24 protein-coding genes are annotated in these 26,453 nt (G+C 54.0%); all 24 read right to left on the reverse strand.

Features of this window, described 5'->3' with window-relative positions; genetic code table 11:
- Positions 1 to 167 precede the first annotated feature (167 nt).
- Positions 168 to 1,679: a lysine--tRNA ligase gene (gene lysS, locus BBD41_RS13985; protein ID WP_077570999.1), complete on the reverse strand. Its 1,512-nt coding sequence runs from the start codon at positions 1,677 to 1,679 to the stop codon at positions 168 to 170.
- Between the two features lie 239 nt (positions 1,680 to 1,918).
- Positions 1,919 to 2,395, reverse strand: coding sequence for a transcription elongation factor GreA (greA, locus tag BBD41_RS13990; RefSeq protein WP_007132906.1), 477 nt, complete (start codon positions 2,393 to 2,395; stop codon positions 1,919 to 1,921).
- Positions 2,396 to 2,607: 212 nt separating this feature from the next.
- Positions 2,608 to 3,633 carry a tRNA dihydrouridine synthase DusB gene (gene dusB, locus BBD41_RS13995; RefSeq protein ID WP_099477932.1) on the reverse strand — a complete coding sequence of 342 codons (1,026 nt, stop codon included), beginning with the start codon at positions 3,631 to 3,633 and terminating at the stop codon, positions 2,608 to 2,610.
- 352 nt (positions 3,634 to 3,985) lie between these two features.
- Positions 3,986 to 4,192, reverse strand: coding sequence for a helix-turn-helix domain-containing protein (locus BBD41_RS14000; protein ID WP_077570995.1), 207 nt, complete (start codon positions 4,190 to 4,192; stop codon positions 3,986 to 3,988).
- A complete protein-coding gene (folK, locus tag BBD41_RS14005) occupies positions 4,144 to 4,692 on the reverse strand; it encodes a 2-amino-4-hydroxy-6-hydroxymethyldihydropteridine diphosphokinase (protein ID WP_099477933.1) in 549 nt (182 codons plus the stop codon). Before folK ends, BBD41_RS14000 begins: the two co-directional genes overlap by 49 nt.
- Positions 4,693 to 4,699: 7 nt before the next feature.
- The gene (folB, locus tag BBD41_RS14010) at positions 4,700 to 5,062 is read right to left on the reverse strand and encodes a dihydroneopterin aldolase (protein ID WP_007132902.1); all 363 of its coding nucleotides are present in this window, start codon (positions 5,060 to 5,062) and stop codon (positions 4,700 to 4,702) included.
- A gap of 36 nt (positions 5,063 to 5,098) precedes the next feature.
- Positions 5,099 to 5,959, reverse strand: a complete 861-nt coding sequence (gene folP, locus BBD41_RS14015) for a dihydropteroate synthase (protein ID WP_099477934.1) — start codon at positions 5,957 to 5,959, stop codon at positions 5,099 to 5,101.
- Positions 5,956 to 6,843, reverse strand: coding sequence for an aminotransferase class IV (locus BBD41_RS14020; RefSeq protein ID WP_099477935.1), 888 nt, complete (start codon positions 6,841 to 6,843; stop codon positions 5,956 to 5,958). Before BBD41_RS14020 ends, folP begins: the two co-directional genes overlap by 4 nt.
- Positions 6,840 to 7,421: an aminodeoxychorismate/anthranilate synthase component II gene (gene pabA, locus BBD41_RS14025; protein WP_028406001.1), complete on the reverse strand. Its 582-nt coding sequence runs from the start codon at positions 7,419 to 7,421 to the stop codon at positions 6,840 to 6,842. The genes BBD41_RS14020 and pabA overlap by 4 nt, the downstream gene beginning before the upstream one ends.
- A 4-nt stretch (positions 7,422 to 7,425) precedes the next feature.
- Complete coding sequence (locus tag BBD41_RS14030; RefSeq protein ID WP_099477936.1) at positions 7,426 to 9,084, reverse strand: anthranilate synthase component I family protein; 1,659 nt, start codon at positions 9,082 to 9,084, stop codon at positions 7,426 to 7,428.
- A 202-nt stretch (positions 9,085 to 9,286) separates the two neighbouring features.
- On the reverse strand, positions 9,287 to 10,225 hold the full coding sequence (cysK, locus tag BBD41_RS14035) for a cysteine synthase A (RefSeq protein ID WP_099477937.1): 939 nt from the start codon (positions 10,223 to 10,225) through the stop codon (positions 9,287 to 9,289).
- Positions 10,226 to 10,622: 397 nt separating this feature from the next.
- On the reverse strand, positions 10,623 to 11,558 hold the full coding sequence (locus BBD41_RS14040) for a peptidyl-prolyl cis-trans isomerase (protein WP_099477938.1): 936 nt from the start codon (positions 11,556 to 11,558) through the stop codon (positions 10,623 to 10,625).
- A gap of 23 nt (positions 11,559 to 11,581) precedes the next feature.
- Entirely contained in the window at positions 11,582 to 12,466 is an 885-nt protein-coding gene (gene hslO, locus BBD41_RS14045) for an Hsp33 family molecular chaperone HslO (protein WP_099477939.1), read from the reverse strand.
- Positions 12,467 to 12,519: 53 nt separating this feature from the next.
- The gene (locus BBD41_RS14050) at positions 12,520 to 13,284 is read right to left on the reverse strand and encodes a type III pantothenate kinase (protein ID WP_077570976.1); all 765 of its coding nucleotides are present in this window, start codon (positions 13,282 to 13,284) and stop codon (positions 12,520 to 12,522) included.
- On the reverse strand, positions 13,281 to 14,156 hold the full coding sequence (nadC, locus tag BBD41_RS14055) for a carboxylating nicotinate-nucleotide diphosphorylase (RefSeq protein WP_099477940.1): 876 nt from the start codon (positions 14,154 to 14,156) through the stop codon (positions 13,281 to 13,283). Before nadC ends, BBD41_RS14050 begins: the two co-directional genes overlap by 4 nt.
- Positions 14,146 to 15,762 carry an L-aspartate oxidase gene (gene nadB / locus BBD41_RS14060; RefSeq protein ID WP_099477941.1) on the reverse strand — a complete coding sequence of 539 codons (1,617 nt, stop codon included), beginning with the start codon at positions 15,760 to 15,762 and terminating at the stop codon, positions 14,146 to 14,148. The genes nadC and nadB overlap by 11 nt, the downstream gene beginning before the upstream one ends.
- A gap of 39 nt (positions 15,763 to 15,801) precedes the next feature.
- Positions 15,802 to 16,740 (reverse strand): quinolinate synthase NadA, encoded by a 939-nt coding sequence (gene nadA / locus BBD41_RS14065; protein ID WP_077570970.1) that lies wholly within the window; start codon positions 16,738 to 16,740, stop codon positions 15,802 to 15,804.
- A 224-nt stretch (positions 16,741 to 16,964) separates the two neighbouring features.
- Entirely contained in the window at positions 16,965 to 19,022 is a 2,058-nt protein-coding gene (ftsH, locus tag BBD41_RS14070) for an ATP-dependent zinc metalloprotease FtsH (RefSeq protein ID WP_077570968.1), read from the reverse strand.
- A gap of 100 nt (positions 19,023 to 19,122) precedes the next feature.
- Positions 19,123 to 19,662: a hypoxanthine phosphoribosyltransferase gene (hpt, locus tag BBD41_RS14075; protein ID WP_077570966.1), complete on the reverse strand. Its 540-nt coding sequence runs from the start codon at positions 19,660 to 19,662 to the stop codon at positions 19,123 to 19,125.
- Between the two features lie 76 nt (positions 19,663 to 19,738).
- On the reverse strand, positions 19,739 to 21,169 hold the full coding sequence (gene tilS, locus BBD41_RS14080) for a tRNA lysidine(34) synthetase TilS (protein ID WP_099477942.1): 1,431 nt from the start codon (positions 21,167 to 21,169) through the stop codon (positions 19,739 to 19,741).
- A 56-nt stretch (positions 21,170 to 21,225) separates the two neighbouring features.
- Positions 21,226 to 22,146: a protein kinase domain-containing protein gene (locus BBD41_RS14085; RefSeq protein ID WP_099477943.1), complete on the reverse strand. Its 921-nt coding sequence runs from the start codon at positions 22,144 to 22,146 to the stop codon at positions 21,226 to 21,228.
- A complete protein-coding gene (locus BBD41_RS14090; RefSeq protein ID WP_099477944.1) occupies positions 22,130 to 22,870 on the reverse strand; it encodes a vWA domain-containing protein in 741 nt (246 codons plus the stop codon). The genes BBD41_RS14085 and BBD41_RS14090 overlap by 17 nt, the downstream gene beginning before the upstream one ends.
- A gap of 237 nt (positions 22,871 to 23,107) precedes the next feature.
- A complete protein-coding gene (spoIIE, locus tag BBD41_RS14095; protein ID WP_099477945.1) occupies positions 23,108 to 25,618 on the reverse strand; it encodes a stage II sporulation protein E in 2,511 nt (836 codons plus the stop codon).
- A gap of 347 nt (positions 25,619 to 25,965) precedes the next feature.
- A complete protein-coding gene (locus BBD41_RS14100) occupies positions 25,966 to 26,448 on the reverse strand; it encodes a S1 domain-containing RNA-binding protein (protein ID WP_077570956.1) in 483 nt (160 codons plus the stop codon).
- Positions 26,449 to 26,453: the final 5 nt, after the last annotated feature.

Consider the following 26,453-nt stretch of genomic DNA (forward strand, 5'->3'; position numbering starts at 1 on the left):
CCTATTGCTCGATCCATTTGCGAATAGATTCTAATTAAATACATGAAGGAGACCAGCTGCGTCCAATGATACAGCCACATAAACAAGGAACAATGGAAAGAAGTCATAAAAAAGCAGCCAGCACCAAGCTGACTGCCTTTGAAATCTCATCGTAAGAACATCTTCAACTACTCGCGATTACGCATATGCGGGAAGAGCAGCACATCGCGGATAGACGGTGAATCGGTGAGCAGCATGATCAAACGGTCGATACCGATACCGAGTCCGCCTGTCGGCGGCATGCCATACTCCAGCGCACGCAGGAAATCCTCATCCATCTCATGCGCTTCATCGTTCCCCTGCTCCTTCTCTTTCAGCTGCGCTTCAAAACGCTGGCGCTGATCGATCGGATCATTCAGCTCGGAGAATGCATTGGCATGCTCGCGGGCTACGATAAACAGCTCAAAACGATCCGTAAAGCGCGGGTCGGCATCATTCTTTTTCGCCAGCGGCGAAATTTCAACCGGATGACCGGTAACGAAGGTCGGTTGAATCAACGTCTCCTCGACGAACTGCTCGAAGAACGCATTCAGAATGTGGCCAAAGGTCATATGCGGCTCAACCGGCACTTTATGCTCTTTTGCCAAGCGATGGGCTTCTTCATTCGTCATCTGAATGCCGAAATCAACCCCGACAACTTCCTTGACCGCATCCACCATGGATACGCGGCGCCATTGCGGCTTCAAGTTGACTTCATGCCCTTGATAATTGATGACCTGCGTGCCCAGTACTTCCTGGGCAATGTGAGCGATCATGTTCTCGGTCAGAGCCATAATATCCTTGTAATCCGCATATGCTTCATACAGCTCAATCATGGTGAACTCCGGATTATGACGGGTGGAAATCCCTTCATTCCGGTACACGCGGCCGATCTCGTATACTTTCTCCAATCCGCCTACGATCAGGCGCTTTAGATGAAGCTCGATCGCAATACGCATGTACAGCTCCATATCGAGCGCATTGTGATGCGTAATAAACGGACGGGCGGCAGCTCCTCCCGCGATCGAATGCAGGGTTGGCGTTTCCACCTCGAGATATCCCAACGAATCGAGGTAACGGCGCATCGACTGAATAATGCGGGAACGGGTAATGAAGGTCTTCTGAACATCCGGATTGATGATCAGGTCGACGTAACGCTGACGGTAACGAAGCTCCACATCCTTCAACCCATGGAACTTCTCAGGGAGCGGATACAGTGATTTTGAAAGAACCTCAATCTCCATCACTTTCACGGTTAACTCACCGGTCTTCGTCTTGAAAAGAACACCTTTGACGCCGATGATATCCCCAAGATCGAGAATGCTGAACGCTTCGTACTGGGCCTCGGCAACCGTATCCTGACGAACGTAAATCTGAATGCGGCCGCTCAAATCCTGGATATGGGCGAAAGAAGCCTTACCCATGCCGCGCTTGGCCATAATCCGGCCAGCCAGGTTCACTTCCACCTGCTTCTCATCGAGCTCTTCCTTGGAAAGCGCGTCATACGCCTTCACAATATCGCCGGCATGATGCTCTCTTTCGTATTTTCCCCCAAACGGATCGATGCCAAGCTTCCGAAGCTCGTCCAATTTATTGCGTCGAATCTGCAGCAGCTCACTTAGCTCCTGCTCCTGTTCCTGGTTATTGATTTCTTCCGTCATTGTCGTTCATCTCCTTCATTTCACTTCCATGCATTGACCCGCCACCAACAAATACAGCATCATACAACGCCGTCCGAGCTCTTCGTTTGTGACTAAATCTTCCTGCAGGTGCACATATTCACCAAGGACTTAAAGGTATGGCTTGCCTGATCTTCGCAGCATCACACGATTAAGTCCTATGCACAGCTATCTAATTTAAAAAAGCCCCCCGAAGGAAGCTTTCGCAATCACATTCCGACTTACTTCTTAATATCTACAATTTTATATTGAATAACGCCCGCTGGAACGTTAACATCAACAACCGAGCCTTTGGCCTTGCCGATGATCGCTTTGCCGACAGGGCTTTCGTTGGAAATCTTATTGTTAAGCGGATCGGATTCTGCCGTACCCACAATCGTATATTCCATCTTGTCGCCAAACTCCAGATCTTCAACGATAACGGTATTGCCGACACTGACGATATCGGTGTTAATGTCATCGTGGTTGATGATACGCGCATTGCGGAGCATTTTCTCCAGCGTAATGATTCGTCCTTCGATAAAGGCCTGCTCGTTCTTGGCGTCTTCATATTCGGAGTTTTCACTAATATCGCCATAGCCGATGGCAACCTTGATCCGCTCTGCCACTTCGCGGCGTTTCACAGATTTTAGATTTTCAAGTTCGTCCTCCAGTTTCTTCAGACCGTCCTGTGTAAGAATGACTTCTTTATCGCTCATTAACCGATTCTCCTGTCATGTAAATAATTTATACCACGGTATCACCATACTATATGCGAATTCTTGGGGATCAGAACCTCCCCGTGATGCAAGCTTCTTTCTTGGAATTTATACTGAAAGATTATATGGTAACCATTTCAAAAAGTCAATGTGGGCCAAGGCTGTCAGCGGTGATTATACAGCACACCGTTAACAGCCTCTTTAGCTTATCATTATCCCACCGCTGCGGCAGTCTTAGGATACGCACTATCGGACGTCTCCCCTTGGTCCTCGAGTGAATTGACGAATTCGTTCAGGATATTGACCATTTCATCCCGCTTCGTTCCTTCCATAATGGTATCCTTGATCCGGGCAGATCCCTTCAGCCCCTTGAGATACCAGGCAAGATGCTTTCGCATCTCTTTGACTGCAACCTGCTCACCCCGAAGGGCAATCAACCGGTCCATATGCAAAATAGCAATGCGGATCTTCTCCTGCGGCGACGGATCCGGAAGAAGCTCACCTGTCTTCAGATACTCCACGGTCCGATAGAGCATCCAAGGATTACCCAGCGCCCCGCGGCCGATCATGACTCCGTCGCATCCTGTCGTATCCAGCATCCGCTTGGCGTCCTCGGGCGTGACCACGTCTCCGTTGCCGATAACCGGAATCGACACAGCTTCCTTCACCTGCCGGATCATGTTCCAATCGGCATGTCCCGTGTACAGCTGCTCCCGCGTACGTCCGTGGAGGCTGACGGCCTGGCCGCCCGCGCGCTCCACCGCCTGCGCATTCTCAACCGCAAAGATATGCTCGCTGTCCCAGCCGGTACGCATTTTCACCGTAACCGGTTTGTTCACGGCATCCACCACGGCGGCCACCATTTCGTAAATTTTGTTCGAATCCAGCAGCCAGCGGGCGCCAGCATCCATCTTTGTCACTTTAGGTGCCGGACAGCCCATATTGATATCAATAATATCGGCATTGGTCTGCTGGTCGACAACTTTCGCGGCCTCGACGAGAGAATCGCGGTCACCGCCGAAAATCTGAAGGCTCAGCGGCTTCTCCCGTTCGTCGACAAACAGCATCTCTTGTGTACGCTTATTCCCGTGCACGATCGCTTTGCCGCTAACCATCTCCGCACAGACCAGGCCCGTGCCGAATTCCTTGGCGATCAGCCGGAATGCCGGGTTGCACACGCCTGCCATTGGGGCGAGAACAACCTGGTTCTTCATCTCGATGTCTCCGATTTTCAACATAATGTGTCACCCCTTTACGCCTCAATTTATATATCCTTGAAAGATTCCTCTCTTGATTAGAAAGTGAATCGAATTCTCAAACTCATTCATCATACTCATTTCCGTCATGTCCGTCCAGACGATGCCGGTTAATGGAAGACAGACAGGATATCCATGCGCCTATACGCCTTGCTTCCCTGCTGTACGGTATAGTGATTAGCAAGCTATGCACTGTTAATACCTTGACGACATGCGTAGTCGTAAAAATTCCGAAAGAGCCGTCGAATTCGCGGCTGCTCGGGTTGCAAGTGATTCATGGATCTCCATCTTCCTCAGGCCTCGGCTTTAACCCGGCAAGCAAACGAGCAGGCAATCAGCCTTCTGCCTTCAGCTCCTGCAGCGAAATTTCAAGCACTTCGGCAATCTTCGCGAGGACCTGCTCCTCGGCCTTGCGATTGCCTCGCTCAACGGCCCCGAGCACGGCGAGCGAAATGCCGGTGCGCTCGGCCAGTTCCTGCTGCGTCAAACCCTTTAATTTTCGGAAAGCGCGGATACGCTGCGCCAGCTGCTTGTTTTCCAAAGCTGTATTCCTTCCTTTCCTTCCAGTTTCGCAAGAGCTGTCTGCACTGCCCGGTACAAGCCGGAAGGCTCATCCTCAAATACGATATCGGAAAGCGGCCTAAGAACAAACGAACGCTCCTGCATGCGGGGATGCGGAAGCACAAGCTCCGGCGTATCCAGACGGCGTCCCTCCATCCACAGCAAATCCAGATCAACCGTCCGCGGTCCCCAATGGATATGACGGACACGGCCGAGTTCCTTCTCAATCCGCTGCATTTCGGCAAGAAGCGCGTGCGGACTCAAGGATGTCGACACAACCGCCGCCATGTTGAGGAACATCGGTTGATCAACATAACCGACAGGCTCGGTCTCGTATAGATTGGAGACTCGCAGCACCTGAATGCCCAGCGTATCATCCAAACGTTCGAGGGCCTCCATCAGGTTCCCTTCACGGTCCCCCAAATTGGCCCCTAAAGCAATATAAGCCTCTGAGCACTCAGAGGTGGCGTGTGAATTCATGATCGTCTCACTTTCTGGTCCGATGGAGCTCGATGGTAACACCTTCGAAATGAATATCAAAAGGAGGATGCGGCTTCGTTAATCGGACCGTTAAAGCATCGATAATAGTATAAGTGTCCAGTACTTTAGTTGCAATATGCTCCGCTAAAGCTTCAATTAATTGAAAGGACTCCTGCCGCATGATGCCTTGAAGGAGCTCATGAATCTCGGCATAATTTACCGTTAATGTCAGATCGTCGGCAGCCGCAGCCTTGCTGAGATCCAGCTCAAGCTCCAGATCGACGTAAAAACGCTGGCCAAGCTTGCGCTCTTCTTCAAACACGCCGTGGTAACCATAGTATTCCATCCGGCTCAAAATCATTTTATCCATACTCTAGCTCCGCCCTTCCATCCAATCTGAAAAAAATCACATCCGGCGTAGTTCCGGTGAGGCGTATACCATCGCGTCACACATCTTCGCCGTGCGTTTCATATGCAGCACGTCATGCACCCGAACGATCTGGCAGCCTTGCGCGATGCCGTACGCCACCGTCGCGGCCGTCCCTTCCAGCACGTCCTGGGCCGGTGCATCGAGCGTCGTCTGAATGAACCGTTTGCGCGATGTCGCCAGGAGCACCGGAAACCCAAGCTCAACCAGCTTGTCCAGGGATGCCATCACCTGCAGGTTCTCCTTATAATCCTTGGCAAACCCGATCCCCGGATCCAGCAAAATATGTTCATCCTTTACTCCGGCCGCCCGAGCAATTTCGACACTTTCCATTAAATCCCGCTTCACGTCTTCCACCAGGTCGGTATAATCCCGGTTCCGGCGGTTATGCATCAGGATAACCGGGCATCCTAGCTCCGCCGCAGTTTTCGCCATGTCCGGATCCTCTTTGAACCCCCAAATATCGTTGATCATATGGGCGCCGGCTTCGATCGCCCGGCGGGCTACCTCGGCCTTATAGGTGTCGACCGACAAAGGAATGTGGGGGGCATGGCGGTGAATCGCCTCCACAACCGGAATAACCCGGGCAAGCTCCTCCTCGACCCCGACCGGCTCATGACCCGGACGGGTCGATTCCCCCCCGATATCAATCAGATCGGCACCGTCCTCGATCAGCTGCATCGCATGCGCAAGCGCCCGCTCCGTATCATTATACCGGCCGCCGTCCGAGAACGAGTCCGGCGTAACATTCAATATCCCCATGATCAGCGTCGATTGTCCCAGCTTTAGGACTGCCTCTTCGCTTAATCGGTATTCCCGTTCATATATCGTGGTTTTCATTGGTGCAACCCTGCTTTCTCTCGATAAGCTCCGAGCAAAGTCCGGGTGATCGGACCCGCTGTTCCTGCTCCGACGACCTGGTGAACATCGTCCAGCCCAATCAGCGTCGTTACCGGTACAATCTCCTGAACGGAGCCAGTCGTAAATATTTCATCCGCTTCCAGCAAATCTTTCCAGCGGTAGCGCCCCTCCTCGGTCCTAATCCCGGCTCCCGCAGCCAGCTCCATTACAACCGCCCGCGTAATGCCGGGGAGAATGCCCGTCCCGAGGTCCGGTGTATACAATCGCCCGTCTTTCACGAAAAACACGTTGCTCACGATCCCCTCAGCCAGCTCCCCGGCAGCTGTGAGCAGCAAGCCTTCAGCCGGTCCGTCCGTATGGACCGGGTAACGGTCGAGCTCCCGCTTCGCGAGTATATTATTCATATAATGCAAGGATTTCATCCGGACCGGCGACTCCGGTGTGTTTCGGGGAAGAGAAAGGAGCCGAAGGGCACGTCCCTTCTCGTATAAGGATGCATTCGTTCCTGGCAGTGCTTTGGCAAACAAGATTTGCGCCGGTTTGACATAATCGCCGGACGGCAGCCCCAGAGGAGCCTCGCCGGCCGTTATCGTGTAACGGATATAGGCATCCGCCAGCCCGTTCGCCTTCATTAGGCCCGTGATCCAGGCACGGATGGACTCCGGATCCGCCTGATATTCGATGCCCATCCATGCACAGCTCTCAGCGAGACGGTTCAGATGCCGCTCCAGCAGGAACGGCTGGCCGTTATAGGTGCGAAACGTCTCGAACGCGCCCATCCCGTATAACAATCCGTGGTCCAACACAGACAATTCAGCCCGGGCAGCTTCGACAATGCCGCCGTTCAAGCCGACAAATTTCATGCCTTGGCACCTGCGGTCCGCTTCAGGAAATTCCGGAGCATTTGATGGCCATGATCCGTAATGATCGATTCCGGATGGAACTGCACGCCTTCTACTGGGTACTGCTTATGGGCAAGCCCCATAATTTCGCCTTCTTCGGTCCAAGCGGTAATCTCCAGCTCATCCGGGAGGCTTTCCTTCTCAACGATCAGCGAGTGATAACGCGTCGCCGTGAACGGATTTGGCAGCCCCTCAAAGACGGAACGGCCCTCATGTTGGATCGGCGAGGTCTTGCCGTGCATGAGCCGCTCGGCCCGGATGACCTTGCCGCCGAAGGCCTGGCCGATGGCCTGATGCCCCAGGCAAACGCCGAAGATCGGGATGACGCCTTTGAAATGGGATATGACTTCCAAGCTGACGCCTGCCTCGTTCGGTGTGCACGGACCCGGGGAGATCAGAATATGATCCGGCGCCAGCGCTTCAATGCCGGCAATATCAATCTCATCGTTCCGGAATACCTTAACTTCCTCGCCGAGTTCACCCAAATATTGAACCAGGTTGTACGTAAATGAATCATAATTGTCGATCACAAGTATCATACGTTTATCCCCCTATATCCGCAGCTACGGCTGCAGCTTCGTCTTCACTGCACATCAAGGCTGCAATCAAGGCCTTTGCCTTGTTATGGCACTCCCTGTACTCCCGATAAGGATCCGAATCAATCACGATGCCGGCCCCCGTCTGAATATAGCCGATCCCATCCTTCACGGCGAGGGTTCGGATAATAATATTCAGCTCCATATCCCCGTTATAGTCAATCCAGCCCATCGAACCAGTGTAGGGCCCTCTCGTAACAGGCTCCAGCTCCTCGATGATTTCCATCGTCCGGATTTTGGGTGCGCCTGTTATCGTGCCTCCCGGAAATACGGCGGCGATGACGTCATACGCCTTGCTGCCCTCTGCAAGTCGCCCCTCGACCTGCGATACGAGATGCATGACATGCGAATACCGCTCCACCGTCATCAGCTCCGGAACATGAACGGTGCCGTAAGCTGCAATCCGGCCGATATCATTGCGCTCCAGATCAACAAGCATAATATGCTCCGCGCGCTCCTTCTCGCTGCCTAGAAGCTCAGCCTCCATGGCCGCATCCTCTTCGGGATTGCCCCCGCGGCGCCGGGTTCCTGCAATCGGACGGGCCGATACAATATCGCCGTCCACCTTCACCAGCAGCTCCGGCGATCCGCTGGCCAGACTGAATCCCGGCGACATCAGGTAACCCATATATGGGGACGGATTCAAGATCCGCATCCATTCATAGACCTCTGCCGGATCCCCATGGAGCTTCAGATGCCGCCTGAGGGACAGATTAACCTGAAACACATCCCCTTGCCTTATATACTCCTGGATGGCCAGCACTGCCTGCTGAAACGCATCCTGCGAGAAATCGATCTCGAGCCGATCCCAGCCTTCCACATGAGGTCCTGACAGCTGCCCGGACTTCTCCATGCGCTTACGTCGCTGCCTTGAATCCTCGGACTCGCCCTCGCCTCCGGCTTCCGAAGGTTGGCCGAACAAATCGTTCCATGCGGCCAGCATCCGCTCTGCCTTTGCCTCGACTTCGGCGTACCGCTGTCGGAGCGAACGCTCCTGCTCCGGTGATAGACCGGAGGCCTGATTCCTCCCCGAACCGGACTTATCGCTTAAACCGGATTGATCCTCTTGCCGTTTGCCATCCCACGGAACATGGATCGAGCAGTAGATCGAATCATCCTTATGGTCGTAGATCCAAATCTCATTCATCTGCATCCATAAATAATCGGGGAAGCCGGGCTCGTCCTTGGCCAAGGCCGGCAGCTGTTCGATGGAGCGGATGACGTCATAGCTGAGGAAGCCCGCGCAGCCACCGCGAAAATCCGGCCACCCCTGAATCCGCGGCGCACGAAAAGCGTGCATCCATTTCTCCAAGAGATGCAGCGGTTTACCCGCCACCTTTTGCCGTTCCCCGGTAGACAGCGTAAGGATCTCGCCCTCATCGCCCTTGCCCTGCAGAATGGACGCCGGATGCAGGCCAAGATACGTGTATCGTCCGCCCTTGCCGCTCTCTAATACGAACGCATAGGGAGAAGCTGATCTCCAAGCCTGCCTCCACGATGGAGGAAGCCCCCCGGAACTTCCTTTATACTCAACCAAATAGGGAAGTACGGACCAGCCCTCCGCAGCCCATGTAAGCCAATGGGCGAATTCCATTCTTCTCTTCATGCCGATCCTCCCTCTAGTCTTGAACGCATAAACCCTTACTGTTGCCTGTCAGTATACTGTATCCCGCCTCACTTGAAAACCCTAAAAACATGCTTGGCAAAACATTATTTTTTTACGATCCGGAGCCGCCGAATATGGTTGTAGTATACACAAAAAGCCCTCAATGCTATGAACACATTGAGGGCAACGCTGTATGAACGGTTTATGCCTCGAAGTTATAAAGCGGCGTGCTGAGGTAGCGCTCCCCGTTGCTCGGGATGACGGCAACCACGCGCTTGCCTTTGCCAAGCTCCTTGGCAACCTTCAATGCCGCGAACACAGCTGCGCCGGAAGAAATTCCGCCAAGAACGCCTTCCTCTTTCGCTACGCGGCGGGAAGTTTCGAAGGCTTCATCATTCTCGACATGAATGATTTCATCATAGATTTCCTGATTCAGAATTTCCGGAACGAAGTTCGCGCCGATGCCTTGAATTTTATGCGGGCCAGGCTTGCCGCCGGCCAGAATCGGGGATGCTGCAGGCTCAACCGCATAGATTTTAATATCAGGGTATTGGCTCTTCAGCACTTCGCCGGCACCCGTAATCGTACCGCCTGTGCCGATCCCGGCTACGAATGCATCCAGCATGCCGCCGATGGACTCGATTGCTTCTACAATTTCAGGACCGGTCGTTTCACGGTGAATTTTTACGTTTGCTTGGTTCTTGAACTGCTCCGCCATGAAAAATCCGGAGTTCTCCTTCAAAATCTCCTCCGCCTTCTTCACCGCCCCGTTCATTCCCTCGGAGCCTGGCGTCAGAACAAGCTCGGCGCCATATGCGCGCAGCAGGTTGCGGCGTTCCAAGCTCATCGTTTCAGGCATAACGATGACGGCTTTGTAGCCTTTCGCCGCAGCCACCATCGCCAGCCCGATTCCCGTATTGCCGCTCGTTGCTTCAATGATCGTATCGCCCGGCTTCAAACGGCCTTCCTTCTCCGCTTCCTCTACGATGCTGACCGCAATCCGGTCTTTAACGCTGGCTCCCGGGTTCTGGTACTCCAGCTTCAAATAGATCTCCGCACTGTCCTCCGGCACAATCCGGTTCAAGCGGACAAGGGGTGTATCGCCGATGAGTTCTGTCACATTGTTTACGACTTTTGCCATGAATGAAGCCCTCCTCATAAATATGGGTGTGTTTCCATGAATACATAACTTTGTTAGGCAAGCCATGTCATCGTGTATATGCATAGCCCATCCGTGATGTCACATCATAAGAGCCGCTAAACGCGCTGCAGGCAACTCATGTCTGCGGCCTTTTGTTAATCCGAGTAAATAGGTAGGTTTTTATACTTTCATCTTATCAACGATAAAGGCCATTGTCAATAACACTTTGCGTTGAAAATAAGCTTTTCTAGGTATTCTTCCCTGCATCTTACGGACGAGTCTGCCAGAGGAATCCTCCTAGGAATGCTTTATGGAAGCCTTCAAGCAAAAAGCTCCCGAAGCAAGGATGATCCTTCCCCCGGGAGCTATTCCGCTCGGATTGATATATCGGTATAAGTCATAAGGTTACCGTGCTTGCAACGATGCGGGCTTCGTATTTCTCCCGCAGCTGCTGTTCAAGTTCCGTCAACGAAATCGACTGCTCCAGCGCGAGCTGTTTGCGGACCGATTCGCGGATGCTTTCCTCGCTCGGAACCTTCGGCTCCACGATTTCCTCAACATAAACGATGGCGTAATTGTCCTCCAGCTCGATCGGTCCGGCGATATCTCCGGCCTCCAGCGTCAGGGCAGCCTCCATCAGCTCAGAGGGCACAAAAGGATCATCTTCCTCCACCAAGCCGATCTTCCCGCCGTCGCCCCGGGTATACTCATCCAGGGAAACCTCGGCGGCAAGATCCGCAAAGTCCTCTCCGGCCTCCAGTCGGTCCATAACCTGATTCGCTTCGGCCTCCGACGCGACCTCAATCATCGATAAGTTCAGCTGTTTCTTGGGGCGAAATTGATCCGGATACTGCTCTAGATAGGAATCAATCTGCTGCTCATCGATGTGGACATCCGCCGTGGCAATTTTTTCAAGCAGCAACCGATAAGTCGTCTCTATCCTCAGCTCTTCTTCTGAGATGCCAAGCTGATGTTCCATCTCCGCAAAAAAACGTTCCTTCGAGCCGTAAGTTCGACTCATCATGTCGATCTCCGCTTCCAGCTCTGACTTCGTCACGTCGATGCCCCTCGCTTCGGCCTCTAATGCTACGGCCTTCCGGTTAAGGATGGTCATCAGCATTTCATGCCCGTAACGCTTCTTCAGCTCGCGAACCCACTCGTCTTCTGTGATCGCCTTGTCCTGAATGGTGGCAACAGCCGGAGACGGCCCATTCCCTGATGGAGAACCTGCCCGAGAACCCTCCCCGGAGAACAGCATGTAGCTGCCCATGACCAGTACGCCTGCTGTCAAGACAATGACGGTCGCCCACAATCCCTTCTCTTGTCTCGTCATCACGGTCGCTCAATCCTTAACGTTTAAGATTTGGCCCGCTCTAGCACGGATTTTAGCTGTTCTACATCAAAGGTATACGTTTCGTTGCAGAAATGGCAGGATACTTCCGCCTTACCGTCTTCATCAATCATTTGTTGAATCTCATCGCGTCCCAAGCTGATCAATGCCCGCTCAACCCGCTCCTGGCTGCAGTCACAGCTGAATTTCACGTCCATTTCATCCAAAATGCTCACATCCGGTACGACCCGCTTCAGGATGTCCTCCAGGCTGAGCCCCTCCTCCAGCATCTCCGTCATCGGCGGAATCGCGCCAAGCGCACGCTCGAGCTCCGTGATCTCTTCATCCGTGATCCCGGGAAGAAGCTGGATGATGAATCCACCTGCACTCGCGACCGTATAGTCCGGCGATACGAGCACTCCAAGGCTGACGGCGGAATTCGTCTGTTCGGATACGGCAAAATAATACGTGAAATCCTCGGCCAGCTCGCCGGAAATAATTGGCACGCTGCCGCGGTAGGGCTCCTTCAATCCCAAGTCTTTGATGACGTGAATATAACCGGTGCGGCCGACGGCAGCTGCCACGTCCATCTTGCCCGGACGGATATTCGTCAGCTCGACATGCGGATTGTGAACATACCCGCGCACCTCGCCGTTTGCGTTGCTCTCTGCGGCGATCAAGCCGATCGGGCCGTCCCCGCGCACTTGAATGCTGAGGCGCTCGTCGCCTTTCAGCATCGCTCCCATCATCGCTGCTGCCGACACGGTACGGCCTAAAGCGGCTGTAACGACCGGGAACGTGTCATGCCTGCTGCGCAGCTCCTCGACCAGATCCGTGGTCCGGACGGCGAAGGCCCGCACTTTCCCGCCTAATGCGGTTCCCCGCAGTATGCGGTCTTTTTGTTGATCCATCTTGAGGCCCTCCTTGTCTTTCTAGTTGTTATGTTTTACCCCGAATCCCGGGCTTAGTTGCGCTCGTAAATGATACGCAGTCCATCGAGCGTTAGCAGTGGCGCAATCTCCTCGATGGATTCCGTTTCGCTCGCGATCAGCTCTGCCAATCCTCCGGTTGCGATAACCTTAACATTGTCCGTCCCCATCTCGGCTTTTATACGTTTAACCAGCCCGTCAACCTGTCCGGCATATCCGTAAACGATTCCGGCCTGCATCGCGTGGACGGTATTGCGTCCGATCACCTTCTTCGGCTTCTCGAGCTCTACGCGGGGGAGCTTCGATGCGCGCTGCACCAAGGCTTCGGTCGCGATCCCGATCCCTGGAACGATGACGCCGCCCAGATAATTTCGATCCTTATCGATACAGTCAAAGGTCGTTGCCGTTCCAAAATCCACCACAATGACCGGGCTTCCGTACTGCTCGATCGCAGCTACAGCGTTGACGATCCGGTCCGCACCGACCTCCCGCGGGTTCTCATACCGCAGATTTAGGCCGGTCTTAATGCCGGGGCCGACGATCAGCGGAGCCTTGCCAATATACTTGCTGCACATCTCCTCGACCACTCGGATAAGCGGCGGAACGACGGAGGAGACGATGACTCCTTCAATCTGGCTTACCGTTATATTCGACATTTGAAACAAATTGTGAATCAGTACGCCGTATTCATCCACCGTGGATTGGCGTGACGTGCTGATCCGGAAATCGTGCAGCAGCTTCTTGCCCTGATACACGCCAAGCACGATGTTCGTGTTGCCTACGTCTACGACCAGAATCAAACCCCTGCTCCTCCCTTCTTGGCGTTTAGATCTAAGCTGATGTCCAGGTTGTGGAATGAATAGGTGAGCCGTCCGACCGAAATGACATCCACCCCGGTTTCCGCTATGCCGCGTACGGTCTGAAGCGACACATTGCCGGAAGCCTCGACCCGAACATGCGGCGACCTTGCCTTAATTCTTCGAACCGCCTCAGTCATCAGCTCATGATTCATGTTGTCGAGCATGATGATATCTGCGCCGGCATCAAGCGCTTCCTCTACCTGTTCTAGGCTTTCCGTCTCAACCTCGATGGTCATCGTATGCGGAATATTCGCTCTTGCGCGTTCTACCGCCTGACGGATGCCGCCGGCGCCTTTAATATGATTATCCTTGATCATGACGGCATCATACAAGCCGAACCGGTGGTTCGACCCGCCGCCTACCCGGACTGCGTACTTCTCAAGCATCCGGTGGCCCGGCGTCGTCTTGCGCGTGTCCACAAGCCGGGTAGGCAGCCCTTCCAGCGCATCGACATAGGCGCGCGTCGTGGTTGCGATGCCGGACAAACGCTGCAGAAGATTCAGGGCCAGTCTCTCGCCGGTCAATATACGGTGCGTAGACCCCTCGACTTCAGCCAGGACGGTTCCCTTCTCCACCCGCTCGCCGTCCCGGACCAGCGGCCTGAACACGAGCGTCGGGTCAACCGACTCGAACACCAGCTCTGCAACCGGCATGCCGGCTACGATGCCCGATTCCTTGGCATGAATCACGGCCTTGGATTCATGTCCGGGCTCAATCGTCGTAAGGGTCGTAATATCTCCAGAGCCGACATCCTCTTGAAGCCATGTTCGAATACTCTGGAGCAGGCCGTCATGGTAACCGTTAAACATCATCGCTTATTTCCTCCGTCCTATCTTGATCCCGGGTATGCACGATATGCTTCTTCCATGCAGCATCATTTCGTTCCGGGAAATCCTCGCGGTAATGGGCCCCCCGGCTCTCTTCGCGGCACAGCGCGCCGTGAACGACCAGCAGGGAGGCTGTAAGCATATTGGCAAATTCATACTCCTCGCGTTTGGTCAATACCGCTTGAAACAGGGGCAGCTGCCGGCCAAGCTCTTCCTCCGCCCGTAATAGGGTGTCCCGGTTGCGGCGAAGTCCGGCATACCGCACCATCACTTTCTGAAGCTTCAGCCGCTTTTCGACCATAGCCTGGGAAGGCGCATCCTTGCGTCCAAGCCTGAAGGTTACATCAAGGGGTCGCTTCTCCTGTTTCGGAAGCTGCCCAATCCGTTCAACAATCCGGCTTCCGTATACAACCGCCTCGGAAAGCGAATTGCTGGCTAAGCGATTTGCGCCATGAACGCCGGTCGAGGACACTTCCCCGCAGGCGAACAGACGCTTCACACTGCTCTCCCCGTACAGATTCGTTTTGATGCCCCCCATCATATAATGCGCAGCGGGAGAGACCGGAATCCAATCGGAGGTCAGATCAAGCCCATAGCGCATGCAGGTTTCGTAAATTGTTGGAAACCGGTGCTTGACCATCTCCGGAGATTCATGGGTAATGTCCAGGTAGACGAACGTGGAGCCCGTCGCCTCCATTTCGCTGACGATCGCCCGGGCGACAATATCCCGGGGCGCCAGCTCCAGCAGCTCATGATATTTGTGCATGAAGCGCTCGCCTTTAATATTCCGGAGCACCGCGCCTTCTCCGCGCACCGCTTCCGAAACCAGAAACCGCGGTGCTCCCGGATAACTCAGCGCCGTTGGGTGGAACTGAATAAACTCCATGTCCCGAATCTGGGCGCCCGCCCGATAGGCCATCGCGACACCATCGGCGGTCGCAACCTCGGGATTGGTCGTGTACCGGTACAGCTGACCCGCACCGCCGGAGCACATAATCGTTGCTTCGCCCCGCACGAAGATCCGCTTCCCGTCCGGCATCTGGACAATCGCTCCATGGCATTCGCCTTGATCGGTAACCAGATCGATGACAAAATGATCATCCCACACCTCTATATTGTGAAGCATTTCGACTTGAATGGAAAGGGCGCGTACGATTTCATAGCCGGTAGCATCCCCATTCGCATGGAGAATGCGGCGGTGGCTATGGGCTCCTTCCTTCGTTAGAGCGAGCTCCCCGTTCTCGACGTCAAACATCGTCCCGAGACGGATCAATTCCTGGACACCGGCCGGTCCCTCGTTAACCAGCACATCCACCGCTGCCGAGGAGCATAACCCGGCCCCTGCAAGCAGCGTATCCTGCCGATGATAGGCCGGTGAATCGTCCTCCGCCGTCACGGCAGCGATGCCGCCTTGCGCATAGCGCGTATTGCTCTCGAGCAGCGATTTCTTCGTAATCAACAGCACCTTATGATGCTCGCTTGCCAGAATAGCGGTATATAAACCGGCGATGCCGGAGCCGATGACGATCACATCCGTCTCTTTTACCGGCAGGTCCTTTAGGTCAAAATCGATCAAATACTGCGGTATCACGCTCGTCTCACCTGTCTTCTCGCGAAAGAGTAGCGCATGCTACTTAACTTGTAACATGCGCTCTAAGGAAGTTCTGGCTTTCTCTGCAACGACAGGCGGCACGTAAATCTGCGGCTTCATTGTCTCCAGAGCTTTGACCAGCTTTTTGAGATTATTCACTTTCATATTCGGACATACGAGGAATTTAGTCGCAAAATGGAAGGATTTATTCGGACTGTCCAAACGGAGCTGATAGCCGGTTCCGTCTTCGGTTCCTACGATAAATTCCTGGGCCGGCGAGTTTTTGCAGTATTCCAGAATGGCGGTGGTGCTGCCCACAAAGTCGCCCATAGCGACAACCTCCGGACGGCATTCCGGATGCACGACGAACTCGGCGTTCGGATATTTCGCCTTCATCTCCACAACATCTTTCACGGTTAACATATCATGCGTATTGCAGTACCCTTCCCAGATGATCAGCTTTTTGTCAGTGTGCTGCTGGACGTAATGCCCCAGGTTTTTGTCGGGCACCCAAATGATTTCATCCGAATCGACCGACTGAATGACCTTAACCGCATTCGAGGATGTACAGCAAATATCGGTCTCCGCCTTGATCTCGGCCGATGAATTGATATACGTGACCACTTTGGCATTCGGATGCTGGGCCTTCAGCTTACGCAGCCCGTCAACGTTCACCATATCGGCCATCGGACAGCCTGCGCGCTCGTCAGGAATAAGCACCGTTTTGTTCGGTGCCAATATCTTTGCGCTTTCTCCCATAAAATGCACGCCGCAAAAAACGATGACCTCGGCATCGGTCTGAGCCGCCTTTTGGGCCAGCAAAAAGGAATCTCCGCGGAAATCGGCGACTTCCTGAATTTCATCCCGTTGATAATAATGCGCCAAAATGATGGCATTGCGTTCCTTCTTCAACTCCATTAACCGTTCACGCAGCACGCGGTTCTGCTCCGCCTTGCGCTCCAGTGCCAAAGCTTCCATGATCGACCCTCTCCCCTTATGTTATCCGGCCTTCGGCCGCTTGATGACCATGTGTTGAAGGACATTCGCAACCTTTGTGAAAGGATGCGCATCCTTATTTAACAACTAATGTACACGGAGCTCTAATCCCTGTCAATGTGATAAGAAGCACAAAAAGAACCGGAAAACGAATGATCGTTCTCCGGTTCTTCATTTTTATTCCAAATACGAGTATTTGAGCGAATTTACGTTAAGCTGCTATCGTTGTCCGATCCGCCAGGAGGATCTTTGCGCTCCGAATCCTTACGTTCCGGATTCGAATCCATCGGGTTGTTCGGAATCTCTTCCGTAGAAGTCGGCTGCTGGCCTTCTTCCTTCCCTTGAATACGGACGCGGACATCACCGATGTTATCGATCGTTGGCTCACCGTTCTCGGAAGAGCCGGAGCCTTCGCCTTCGCCGTTGCCTTCGACTGTTCCAGTCTCAATGAGATTCTTAATCTGCTCAAGCTCCAGCGTTTCTTTCTCCAGGAGCGTATTCGCAATCAAATGAACCTCTTTGGCATGCTTGGACAGAAGCTCTTTACACTTCTCGTAGCATTCGGTAATAAACCGCTGCATTTCCTGATCGATTTCGTAGGCGATTTGGTCACTGTAGTTCTGCTCGTGCCCGATATCCCGGCCAAGGAACACTTGTCCCTGGGAGGTACCGAACTGCATCGGACCGAGCTTCTCGCTCATACCGTATTCCACGATCATGCTGCGGATAATGCTGGTTGCCTGCTGGAAGTCGCTGTATGCTCCGGTTCCGATTTCTCCGATGAACAGCTCTTCCGCCACGCGGCCGCCGAGCAGCCCGGTTACGCGATCGAGCAGTTCCTGCTTGGTCACGAGCATGCGGTCTTCCTTCGGCATCATGATAACGTATCCGCCGGCGCGGCCGCGTGGAATAATCGTTACTTTATGCACCGTATCCGCGTGCTCCAAGAAGTAACCGACAATCGTATGACCGGCTTCGTGGTAAGCCACGATGCGCTTCTCGCGGTCGCTGATTACGCGGCTGCGCTTCTCGGTACCGACAATCACGCGGTCGATTGCCTCGTCGACTTCCGTCATGGATATATCTTTACGGTTACGACGTGCGGCAAGCAAGGCCGCCTCATTCAGAAGGTTCTCCAGATCGGCGCCTGTAAAACCGGTCGTACGCTTCGCGATGATGTCGAGTTTGACATCCTTCGTCAGCGGTTTGTTGCGTGCATGCACCTTCAGTACAGCTTCACGTCCCTTAACATCCGGACGATCTACAGTAATCTGACGGTCGAAACGTCCCGGACGCAGCAAGGCCGGGTCCAGAATATCCGGGCGGTTCGTAGCAGCGACGATGATGATGCCTTCGTTCGCCCCGAAACCGTCCATCTCTACGAGCAACTGGTTCAGCGTTTGCTCGCGCTCGTCATGTCCGCCGCCAAGGCCGGCGCCGCGCTGGCGGCCCACAGCATCAATCTCGTCAATGAAGATAATACATGGCGCATTCTTCTTCGCGTTCTCGAACAAGTCGCGTACACGCGAAGCACCGACACCGACGAACATTTCCACGAAGTCGGAACCGGAAATACTGAAGAACGGAACGCCTGCTTCACCGGCAACCGCACGAGCCAGGAGGGTCTTACCGGTTCCCGGAGGACCGACAAGCAGCACACCCTTCGGAATGCGGGCGCCGACGGTGTTGAATTTGCGCGGATCCTTCAGGAAGTCGACAACCTCAACGAGCTCCTGCTTCTCCTCATCAGCACCGGCTACGTCTTCAAACGTAACGCGTTTCTTCTCTTCATTATATAAGCGGGCTTTGCTCTTGCCAAAGTTCATCACTTTGCCGCCGCCGCCCTGAGCTTGATTGAACAGGAAGAAGAACAGAACAAACATGATCACGAGCGGAATAAAGGATGAAAGCAGTGTCAGCCAAATGCTTTGGCCTTCCATCGGCACCACGGTCAGCTTTACATCGTTGCTCTCGCTGGCTGCGGTCAATTCCTGCATCGCCGCATCAGTAGCCGGAATGTAGGTTGAGAAATTCTCCGACTTCTTCTCTTCGGTGACTTCCCTATACTTACCGGTCACCAGATACGCGTAGCCGTCGAACTGAACCGTCATTTCCTTTATGTTGTTATCTTTGACTTCCTGCCGCAGCTGATTATAACTAGGGGCATCGGCCTGCTCGCCACCGTTGGTGACGAATTGTACTATGCCCACCACGACCAAAAATAGAATCAAATAAAAACCAGAATTCCGGATGAACCGACTCATCCCCTACCTCCTCTCAAGACACATAAGATATTTTACCACAGCCTGTCTGGCCTTCTCAACAAAGGGCCAAGATCCGTGGCAGCAGCCCATATGGCGCGGTTTAACTGCTGTAGATTTCCGGCTTCAGAATCCCGATGTAGGGGAGGTTCCGGTAATGCTCGGCATAATCAAGCCCGTAGCCGACGACGAATGCGTCAGGCAGCACGAACCCGGTGTAATCGGCCTGCAAATCCACCGTGCGGCGGGCAGGCTTGTCGAACAAAGTAACAACGCGAACCGTGTTGGCCTTGCGGCTCTTGAGGAGCTCGATCAAATGGCTCAGCGTAAGGCCGCTGTCGATGATATCCTCCACGATCAGCACATCCCTGCCTTCAACGGATGCATCGAGATCTTTAATGATCTTGACCACGCCCGATGACTTGGTGGATGCCCCGTAGCTGGACACTGCCATGAAATCCAGCTCCAGCGGTACTGTAATGGATTTAACCAAGTCTGCCATAAAAATAAACGCACCTTTAAGAACGCAGATAACGAGCGGATTGCGTCCTTCGTATTCGGCGCTGAGCTTTGAACCGAGTTCCTTAATCTTCGCGTGAATTTCTTCTTCTGTGATCAGTATTTCCTGAATGTCATTCTGCAACTTCAATGGACCTCCTAGTTTATACATATGAAAGCGTGAAACGGGCCATGCTTAGCGTCTATGCTTGCCTGAAACCTTAAAGCTCCGTAAACTCCATACGGAGAATCCGCACGGTATGCCGCCCTGGGGCAGCATGATAGGAACGTCGTACATCCGGAATCCATACAATGTTGCCGGCACTGTCGCAAACGATCGGAATCCGGGAACGGACAGACGGTGGAATTTTCTCATCAATGAGAATATCTTTCACCTTTTTGCTTCCGTTTAATCCCATAACCTTCATCTTGTCTCCCGGCTGTCTGTTACGCACGGTTAAAGGAAATCGAAGCTCGTCGGCATCGAACTCCACCGCGCTGGCGGAGCCGGCTGCCCCGGACCGAGTGCTGCCGTCTGTCCTGATCGACAGCGTCAGCAGCTTGCCGATTTCCGGAATGGGCACCTGCCAGTCTCCGGGAGAATCGAGAGTATATATGTACTGTCCCTGTTCGGACGGAGGCTCCGGCCAAAAAGTAATTCGACCGTACTCGCGGATACAGGTAATGCCGCCCCCCAGTGAAAGACGCCAACTGCTCCGCTGATTGTTCAAGATGCCTTGGCGTACCGATTCGATCTTGACAAAATCGGCGATTTCCTGTTTAGAGGGCAGATAAGTTAATATTAGTTTAATCAAACGCCGTTGTAAAGCGACATGTAAGGCCAAAAAGGAAGGCGCGTCGATGGCGAGCCTCCCATTGTTCTCCTGCACCAACTGACGATATGCCCGCTCCGCTTCCCGATCCATGTAATCATCCTCATACTGTACAATTTCCGCTAATTGATTCAGCGAGGATGACAGCTGCGCATTGTATTGTTCCAGAAACGGCAATACCTCCAGGCGAATCGCGTTGCGGCGGTATTTCGTCTGCAGGTTGGTGTAGTCCATGGCATATGAAAAGCCGCAGCGGCGGCACAGCTCCAAAATGTCCGCCTTGTTTATACGAAGGAAGGGGCGGATGAGTTCCACATTTTTTTCGGTGCGCTTCCATCGCATGCCGGACAAGCCCGACAAGCCGCTGCCGCGCAGAAGCTTCATCATGACCGTCTCGGCCTGATCGTCGGCATGATGGGCAAGAGCCACCGCTCGGGCTCCGTATGTCCGAGCCGTTTGGAGGAGAAAATCATATCGCTTCTCTCTGGCCGCCTCCTGCCCGCCCTTTCCGCTCTCTTCCATATATGAGGGAATGTCGGCGTACGCGATCTCCAGCGGAAGACCGAGGGATTCCGCCAATTCGCGCACGAACTCCGCTTCCGCATCCGACTCGGCGCGAAAGCCATGATGGACATGAGCGCATACGAGCCTAAGCGGCGTATGCTTGGTCGAAATTTCATGCAGCACATGCAGCAGAGCTACGGAATCGGGCCCGCCGGATACGGCGACCACGATGCAGTCCCCTTCGGACCACAGCCCATATTCGGCGGCAGCGCGCAACACGTCCGAAACGATCCGGTGCATATAATCCTGTTTCACTTTTAAGTCCCCTTTATGAGGTTGCACTTTATGAATCCGTAACACGGCAACGGACATCAAGAGCGAAGGAAGAGATAGATGGCGCAGGCCAAAATGGCTGCCGAAATGCCGAACGCATTCTTGAGCCATCTCGGCGTGCTGACCGGGATATGCCGGACATGACGCTCCGAGGCTTCATAAATCCGGCGCTTCCACTCGTTCAGCGCTTCCCGTGAATCCGCGAAATCACCTGTGAGCGCCTTGTTCAGCCAAGCGGCATAAGGCTTAAATACAGGATTTCTTCGCATTAGCAGCTGCAGATCCGAAACGCTCCGCGTCTGGGGAAGCTGGCAGGAGGCTTCACGCAGAGCCTTTTCATCCAGCAGCCCGATACACATCACGGCAAACGAGAACAGGTCGTAGGAACCGTCGCCGGTCCTGCTTCCGGCATTCCAATATCCCCGGTCATACCATTCCGTAAACTGCTTCACGCTCCGGCCAAACCGACTGACGCCTCCATAATCGATCAGCTCCACCCTACCGTAGGCCGAAACCATTACGTTATCCGGCTTCAAATCCCCGAAGGCGTAACCGGATGCATGGAGGACCGAGAGCTTCTCGAGCAGCTTCATCCCGATCAAGGCGAGCCACTCCGTGCCGCGGGCGCGGATAAAGCGGTGCAGGGGGCTGCCTTCGATATAGCGCATGACGTAAAATGTCACTTCCCGGCTGCCTTCCAAATGGTCATCCGCCTCCACCAGATACGGATCCGGCATTTGCTCCTTCAGCGCGTTCAGCACGTTAATTTCGGATTGCAGATCCAAGGCGTCGTACCCCACCTTAAGGGCATACCGGCCCCGTCCGCCAGACGGGCGCACAAGATATACCTTGCCGTTGGCCCCTTTGCCTAGGAGCCGCTCAACGATGTACCGGCTCCTCCCCCATTTTCCCGTTATGACGGTCCCTGGCGGGTACGCCGGACTAGACGACGTAGTCACCGAGCATCCCTTCCTCTTGGCTGGAATGTCCCTGCCATGATTGATTACCCTCTAGTGTACCATATCGGTAAAATTCAATCACCTTTAACAGCGCTGGTCCCGTCGGGGTGGCTCCCTTCATCTGAAGCCGGCCGAACATGCTCCTGACGCCGTCCAAATCCGAGGTCCAGTCGACGTCCATCACCGCATCCTCGCCGCTATGCTTGCCCGGAAAGTGAAACACGGATAACCGGCTCGAGCCCGCACGGGCTTTCAGACTGAGCATCAGATCCCGTATCGCTTCCTCGACGGCAGCCAGCTTCGGCTTCATGCTGGCACTCGCGTCAATCAGCAGTGCTACCTGAAGCGGCGACGTTTCCGCCAGCTCATCCACCACCTCAACGACCTGAGAGCGCTTGGCAGGCGGCAGATCCTCCAGCGATCCATCCCCCAAAATATGCTGTATCTCCTTATTTACCGCTTGCTGGATCGTTTGAACCACGGTTTTCCGCGTCATCATCTGTATCGTCTGAGCCAGCTGCGGCGTTCCCACGATCCGGTGTATCCCCCCTCCGGCCTTGGCAATTTCTTGGATTTCCAATCCTCCGAGCTCGCCGATCGTACCATAATCCAGCACGCCCACCACATTCACAACGATCCCTTCCTGCAGCGCATGAGCCGCAGCGAGCACCGGGCTTGTGCCTACATTCGAGCATCCGTCGGTTATCAGCAAGATTTGTTTCATAGGTAGAATCGCCTCCCGTTCCATCGGTTTCGGTCTGTTTGAGTTCTATCTCTATCATTTCCACTTTTGAGAGAGTTCAAACAAAACCGCTCCAATTGCAGGGATAATCCGATTCTAGCAGCCAGGCACCTCCATTTCCCGGGCAATCGGAAGTATTGTGGTGTTTTTCTGTGCAACTGGTCACGCTCAACTGTGCTGTTCAGCCAGTCCGTATGGATAATATCGCGGATGATCCTCCTAACTTACCGTACGCGGCCGTTCCATTCTGGAGAATCCGGGGATATGCACATTGGACCATTCCGGTTGATAGTGATCCACACGTCCGACTACGACCGTCATATCGTCATGAATTTGATTCTGCTGATAGCGTATCACCTTTTCGAGCAGGCAATCGGCAATTTCCTGCGGATCGGAGCTGGTCACCTCTTGAATCATCCGCTTCATCCACAGCTCCTTGTTAACGGCATAACCCGGCGCATCATAAATACCGTCCGTCATCATGATGAGCACATCTCCCGCCTGCAGCTGAATCGACACCAGATCGACTTCAATATCTTGAATGATACCGATCGGCAGATTGCTGGCGGTAACGGGGATCACTTCATTCCCCCGCTTAATAAAGCTCGGGGTCGAGCCGATCTTCATAAATGTCGTCTGAGCCGTATATTGATCGATTAACGCCATATCGACCGTCGCATAAATCTCATCCGGCGATCGCAGCATTAATATCGAATTCACCGACTTGATCGCCAGCTTCTCGTCCATGCCGGATTGGAGCAGCTGCTCCAGAATGCTCAGCGCGGAGCTGCTCTCGAGCCGCGCTCTCTCCCCGTTGCCCATACCGTCGCTCAGAGCCACGGCAAATGTGCCGTTCCCCAGCTCCACCGTACTGAAGCTGTCGCCGGACAAAATATCCCCGCCCTTGGCGGCCCCGGCCACACCCGTGATGACTTCAAAGGTCTTCGCCGATCCGAAACGCACCGTGGCCAGCCCGTCCCGCGGATGGGTCAGCGTCTCCTCCACCACGGCGATATGCTCGCCGAGAATATCGGACAGCAGCGGGGCGATAATCTTCCTGCATTCATCATATCCCCGGGTATAGGCATGAATGATCTCAATTTCCACATGGCCGGAGTCCAGGCTGATGATATCGATGCCTTGGATCGACAATCCCAAATGCTGCAAGGCTTCCCGGATCTGCTCCTCCTGGATGTGCATCGTCTGGCTCTCCCGTTTAATTTCCCGCGCAAGATCCTCCATCACCTGCGAGACGCCGGACAATTGCTCGGCGACCAGGTGACGGCTGTCGTATATTTGGCGTTTCCACTGCATATCATGTTGGTATAGATGGTATTGCTGCTTGAGGATCGCCAGCACCTCCTCCTTCTTGGAGCAGATTCGGCTCCACTCCGCTGGCAGATCCTTCACCTCCAGCTCCGGATTTTCTTCGATCGAAGTCATCATATCCGTCATATATTTATAGGTCTGATAGAATTTCATGTCCCAGCATTGATTGCGTTTATAGCATGTCGCACAGCTGCCTTCGGCAACCGCATTCATGAAATGATTCATCTCTTCGGCCTGTTTGCCGGGCGGCTGCACCGTTCCGGTCGTCTGCCCGAAGCTTTGCGACAGCTGGCGAAATACCCGGGAGAATTGGGTCACCCGGTCTGCCGTCAGATCGCGAACCCGCTTCGCATACTCATGCTGGGAACGGGTGTGATCCTGCGTGCCGGGAACATATTTGCCAATCGCCTGCATTACGCTCTTCGGCGTCAGCAGGAAGAATACGATGGCTGCGCAGGTTTCCCACGTGGAGACAAGCACCTCGTTCGGGCTGCTGAAATAAATGGAGAGAATGGTCGCGCCGAGCAGCATGCCAAGCGATACGCCGGGCTTCTTCCCTTCCTTCAGCATGCCGGCAAGCATGCCGGAGAACGCGAGCAGACTCATTTGAGAGAAAGCGGATATATTCGCAAGGCTCAGGATGAGCCCTGTCACGACCCCTACCGAGGCTCCTAGAGGAGCACCTCCAACCAGTGCGAAGAGAAGGATCAAATAACGGGAGAGGACATGCTCGATCGACAGGGATTGGATCGTCCAGCCGACGGCACCTGTCATGACCGACGCCAGCAGAATGATCAAGCATAGAATTTCCTCATTCCGAAGCACATATGATTTCTTGCGGAGCGTCATTACCGGTATCGCCTGAATGAACACCAGCGTCAGCACGAAGCTGAGCACCGCATTCAAGGTCAGCATCATCATCGAATACCAGGTAATGCTCGGTCCGACCAGCACGGCGAACAGGTTCACGAAGAACGTGGAGACGAAGACCATCATCGGGGCATACGATAATTCCGCCCGGTCATACGTTTCCAGTCCCCGCATCATGAAATAAAAAATGAGAATCTCTGCCGGCACCATCCAAGCGACCGGAAAGGGGGTAAGCAGGCTTCCTGCTACAATGGCGATTCCTACCGGCAGCAGCACGTCGCGGCGCATAAAAGCAATGACCGCGAAGTAGGCTGCCGCAAACGGCGAGAGCTCCCCCAAAATCATGGCTCGTCCAAGCAGGAACCCCATAAAGGTCAATAAGATCATCCACTTCTTCGTGGCCAGGAAGTGGATGGGACGCTGCAGGAAGGACAACAGCCCTAATCGATCCGTCAAACGGGCACGCAGCGAACCCGCTCCTCCCTTGACTGCCTCAGTACCCGGAAACATCACCAGATTTCTTTTATCCATTACGCTGGCACCCCATTCTTCACGAATTTGTTGGTCCCATTATAAAACCCCCGTACAGGAAAGTTTGTCAGAACACCGGACAAGCTCAAAAGAAATTTCCGACAAAAAAGCCGCCTTCCGCGAACGGACGAACAAAAGCGGATCATCCCCGTGCCCAAGCGGCATTAGCAGGTGTCCGCTCCAATGCGGACCTGCCGTTCATTTCCCGAATTGCGGCGTCCCGTCTCCCTCCATCACGGTCCATTCCACCGTAAATCCCGTAGGAACCTGTCGTACGCTTGCCTGCGGCGACAAAAAAACCGCAGAAGGCTTAGGTCCCTCTGCGGTCAGTTTATATTTTATCGAATTTACATACGTTTGGCTCCGCGTCCGCCGCGTTTGCCCTCGGTATTCTTCTTGAGCGAAGAAATTCGTTCTTCACTATCTTTCAGGAAGCGTGACATTTTATCCTCAAAAGAAGTCTTATTGGCTGCAGGCTTAAACGGGCGTCCGCCGCGTTCACGGTTGAAACCACCGCCGCCACCACCAAATCGTTCTCCGCCGCTGCTGCGCTCCGGTCTTGGTCCCCGGGGTGGTCGACTTTCAGAAGCCGGCTTGTCGACAGCTTGCTTGATCGAAAGACCGATCTTGCCGTCCTTATCGACATTAATTACCTTGACGGTCACGACATCGTTAATCTTCAAATGGTCGTTGACGTCCTTAACGTAATTATCGGCGATTTCTGAGATGTGAACGAGACCCGTGACACCTCCTGACAGATCCACAAATGCTCCAAAATGCGTTATGCCTGTCACCTTGCCCTCTAACTTGGTGCCCACTTCAATTGCCATAGAAT

Origin of the sequence: Paenibacillus ihbetae, assembly GCF_002741055.1 — a bacterium.
In the GTDB taxonomy this organism is placed as follows: Bacteria; Bacillota; Bacilli; order Paenibacillales; family Paenibacillaceae; genus Paenibacillus_AQ; species Paenibacillus_AQ ihbetae.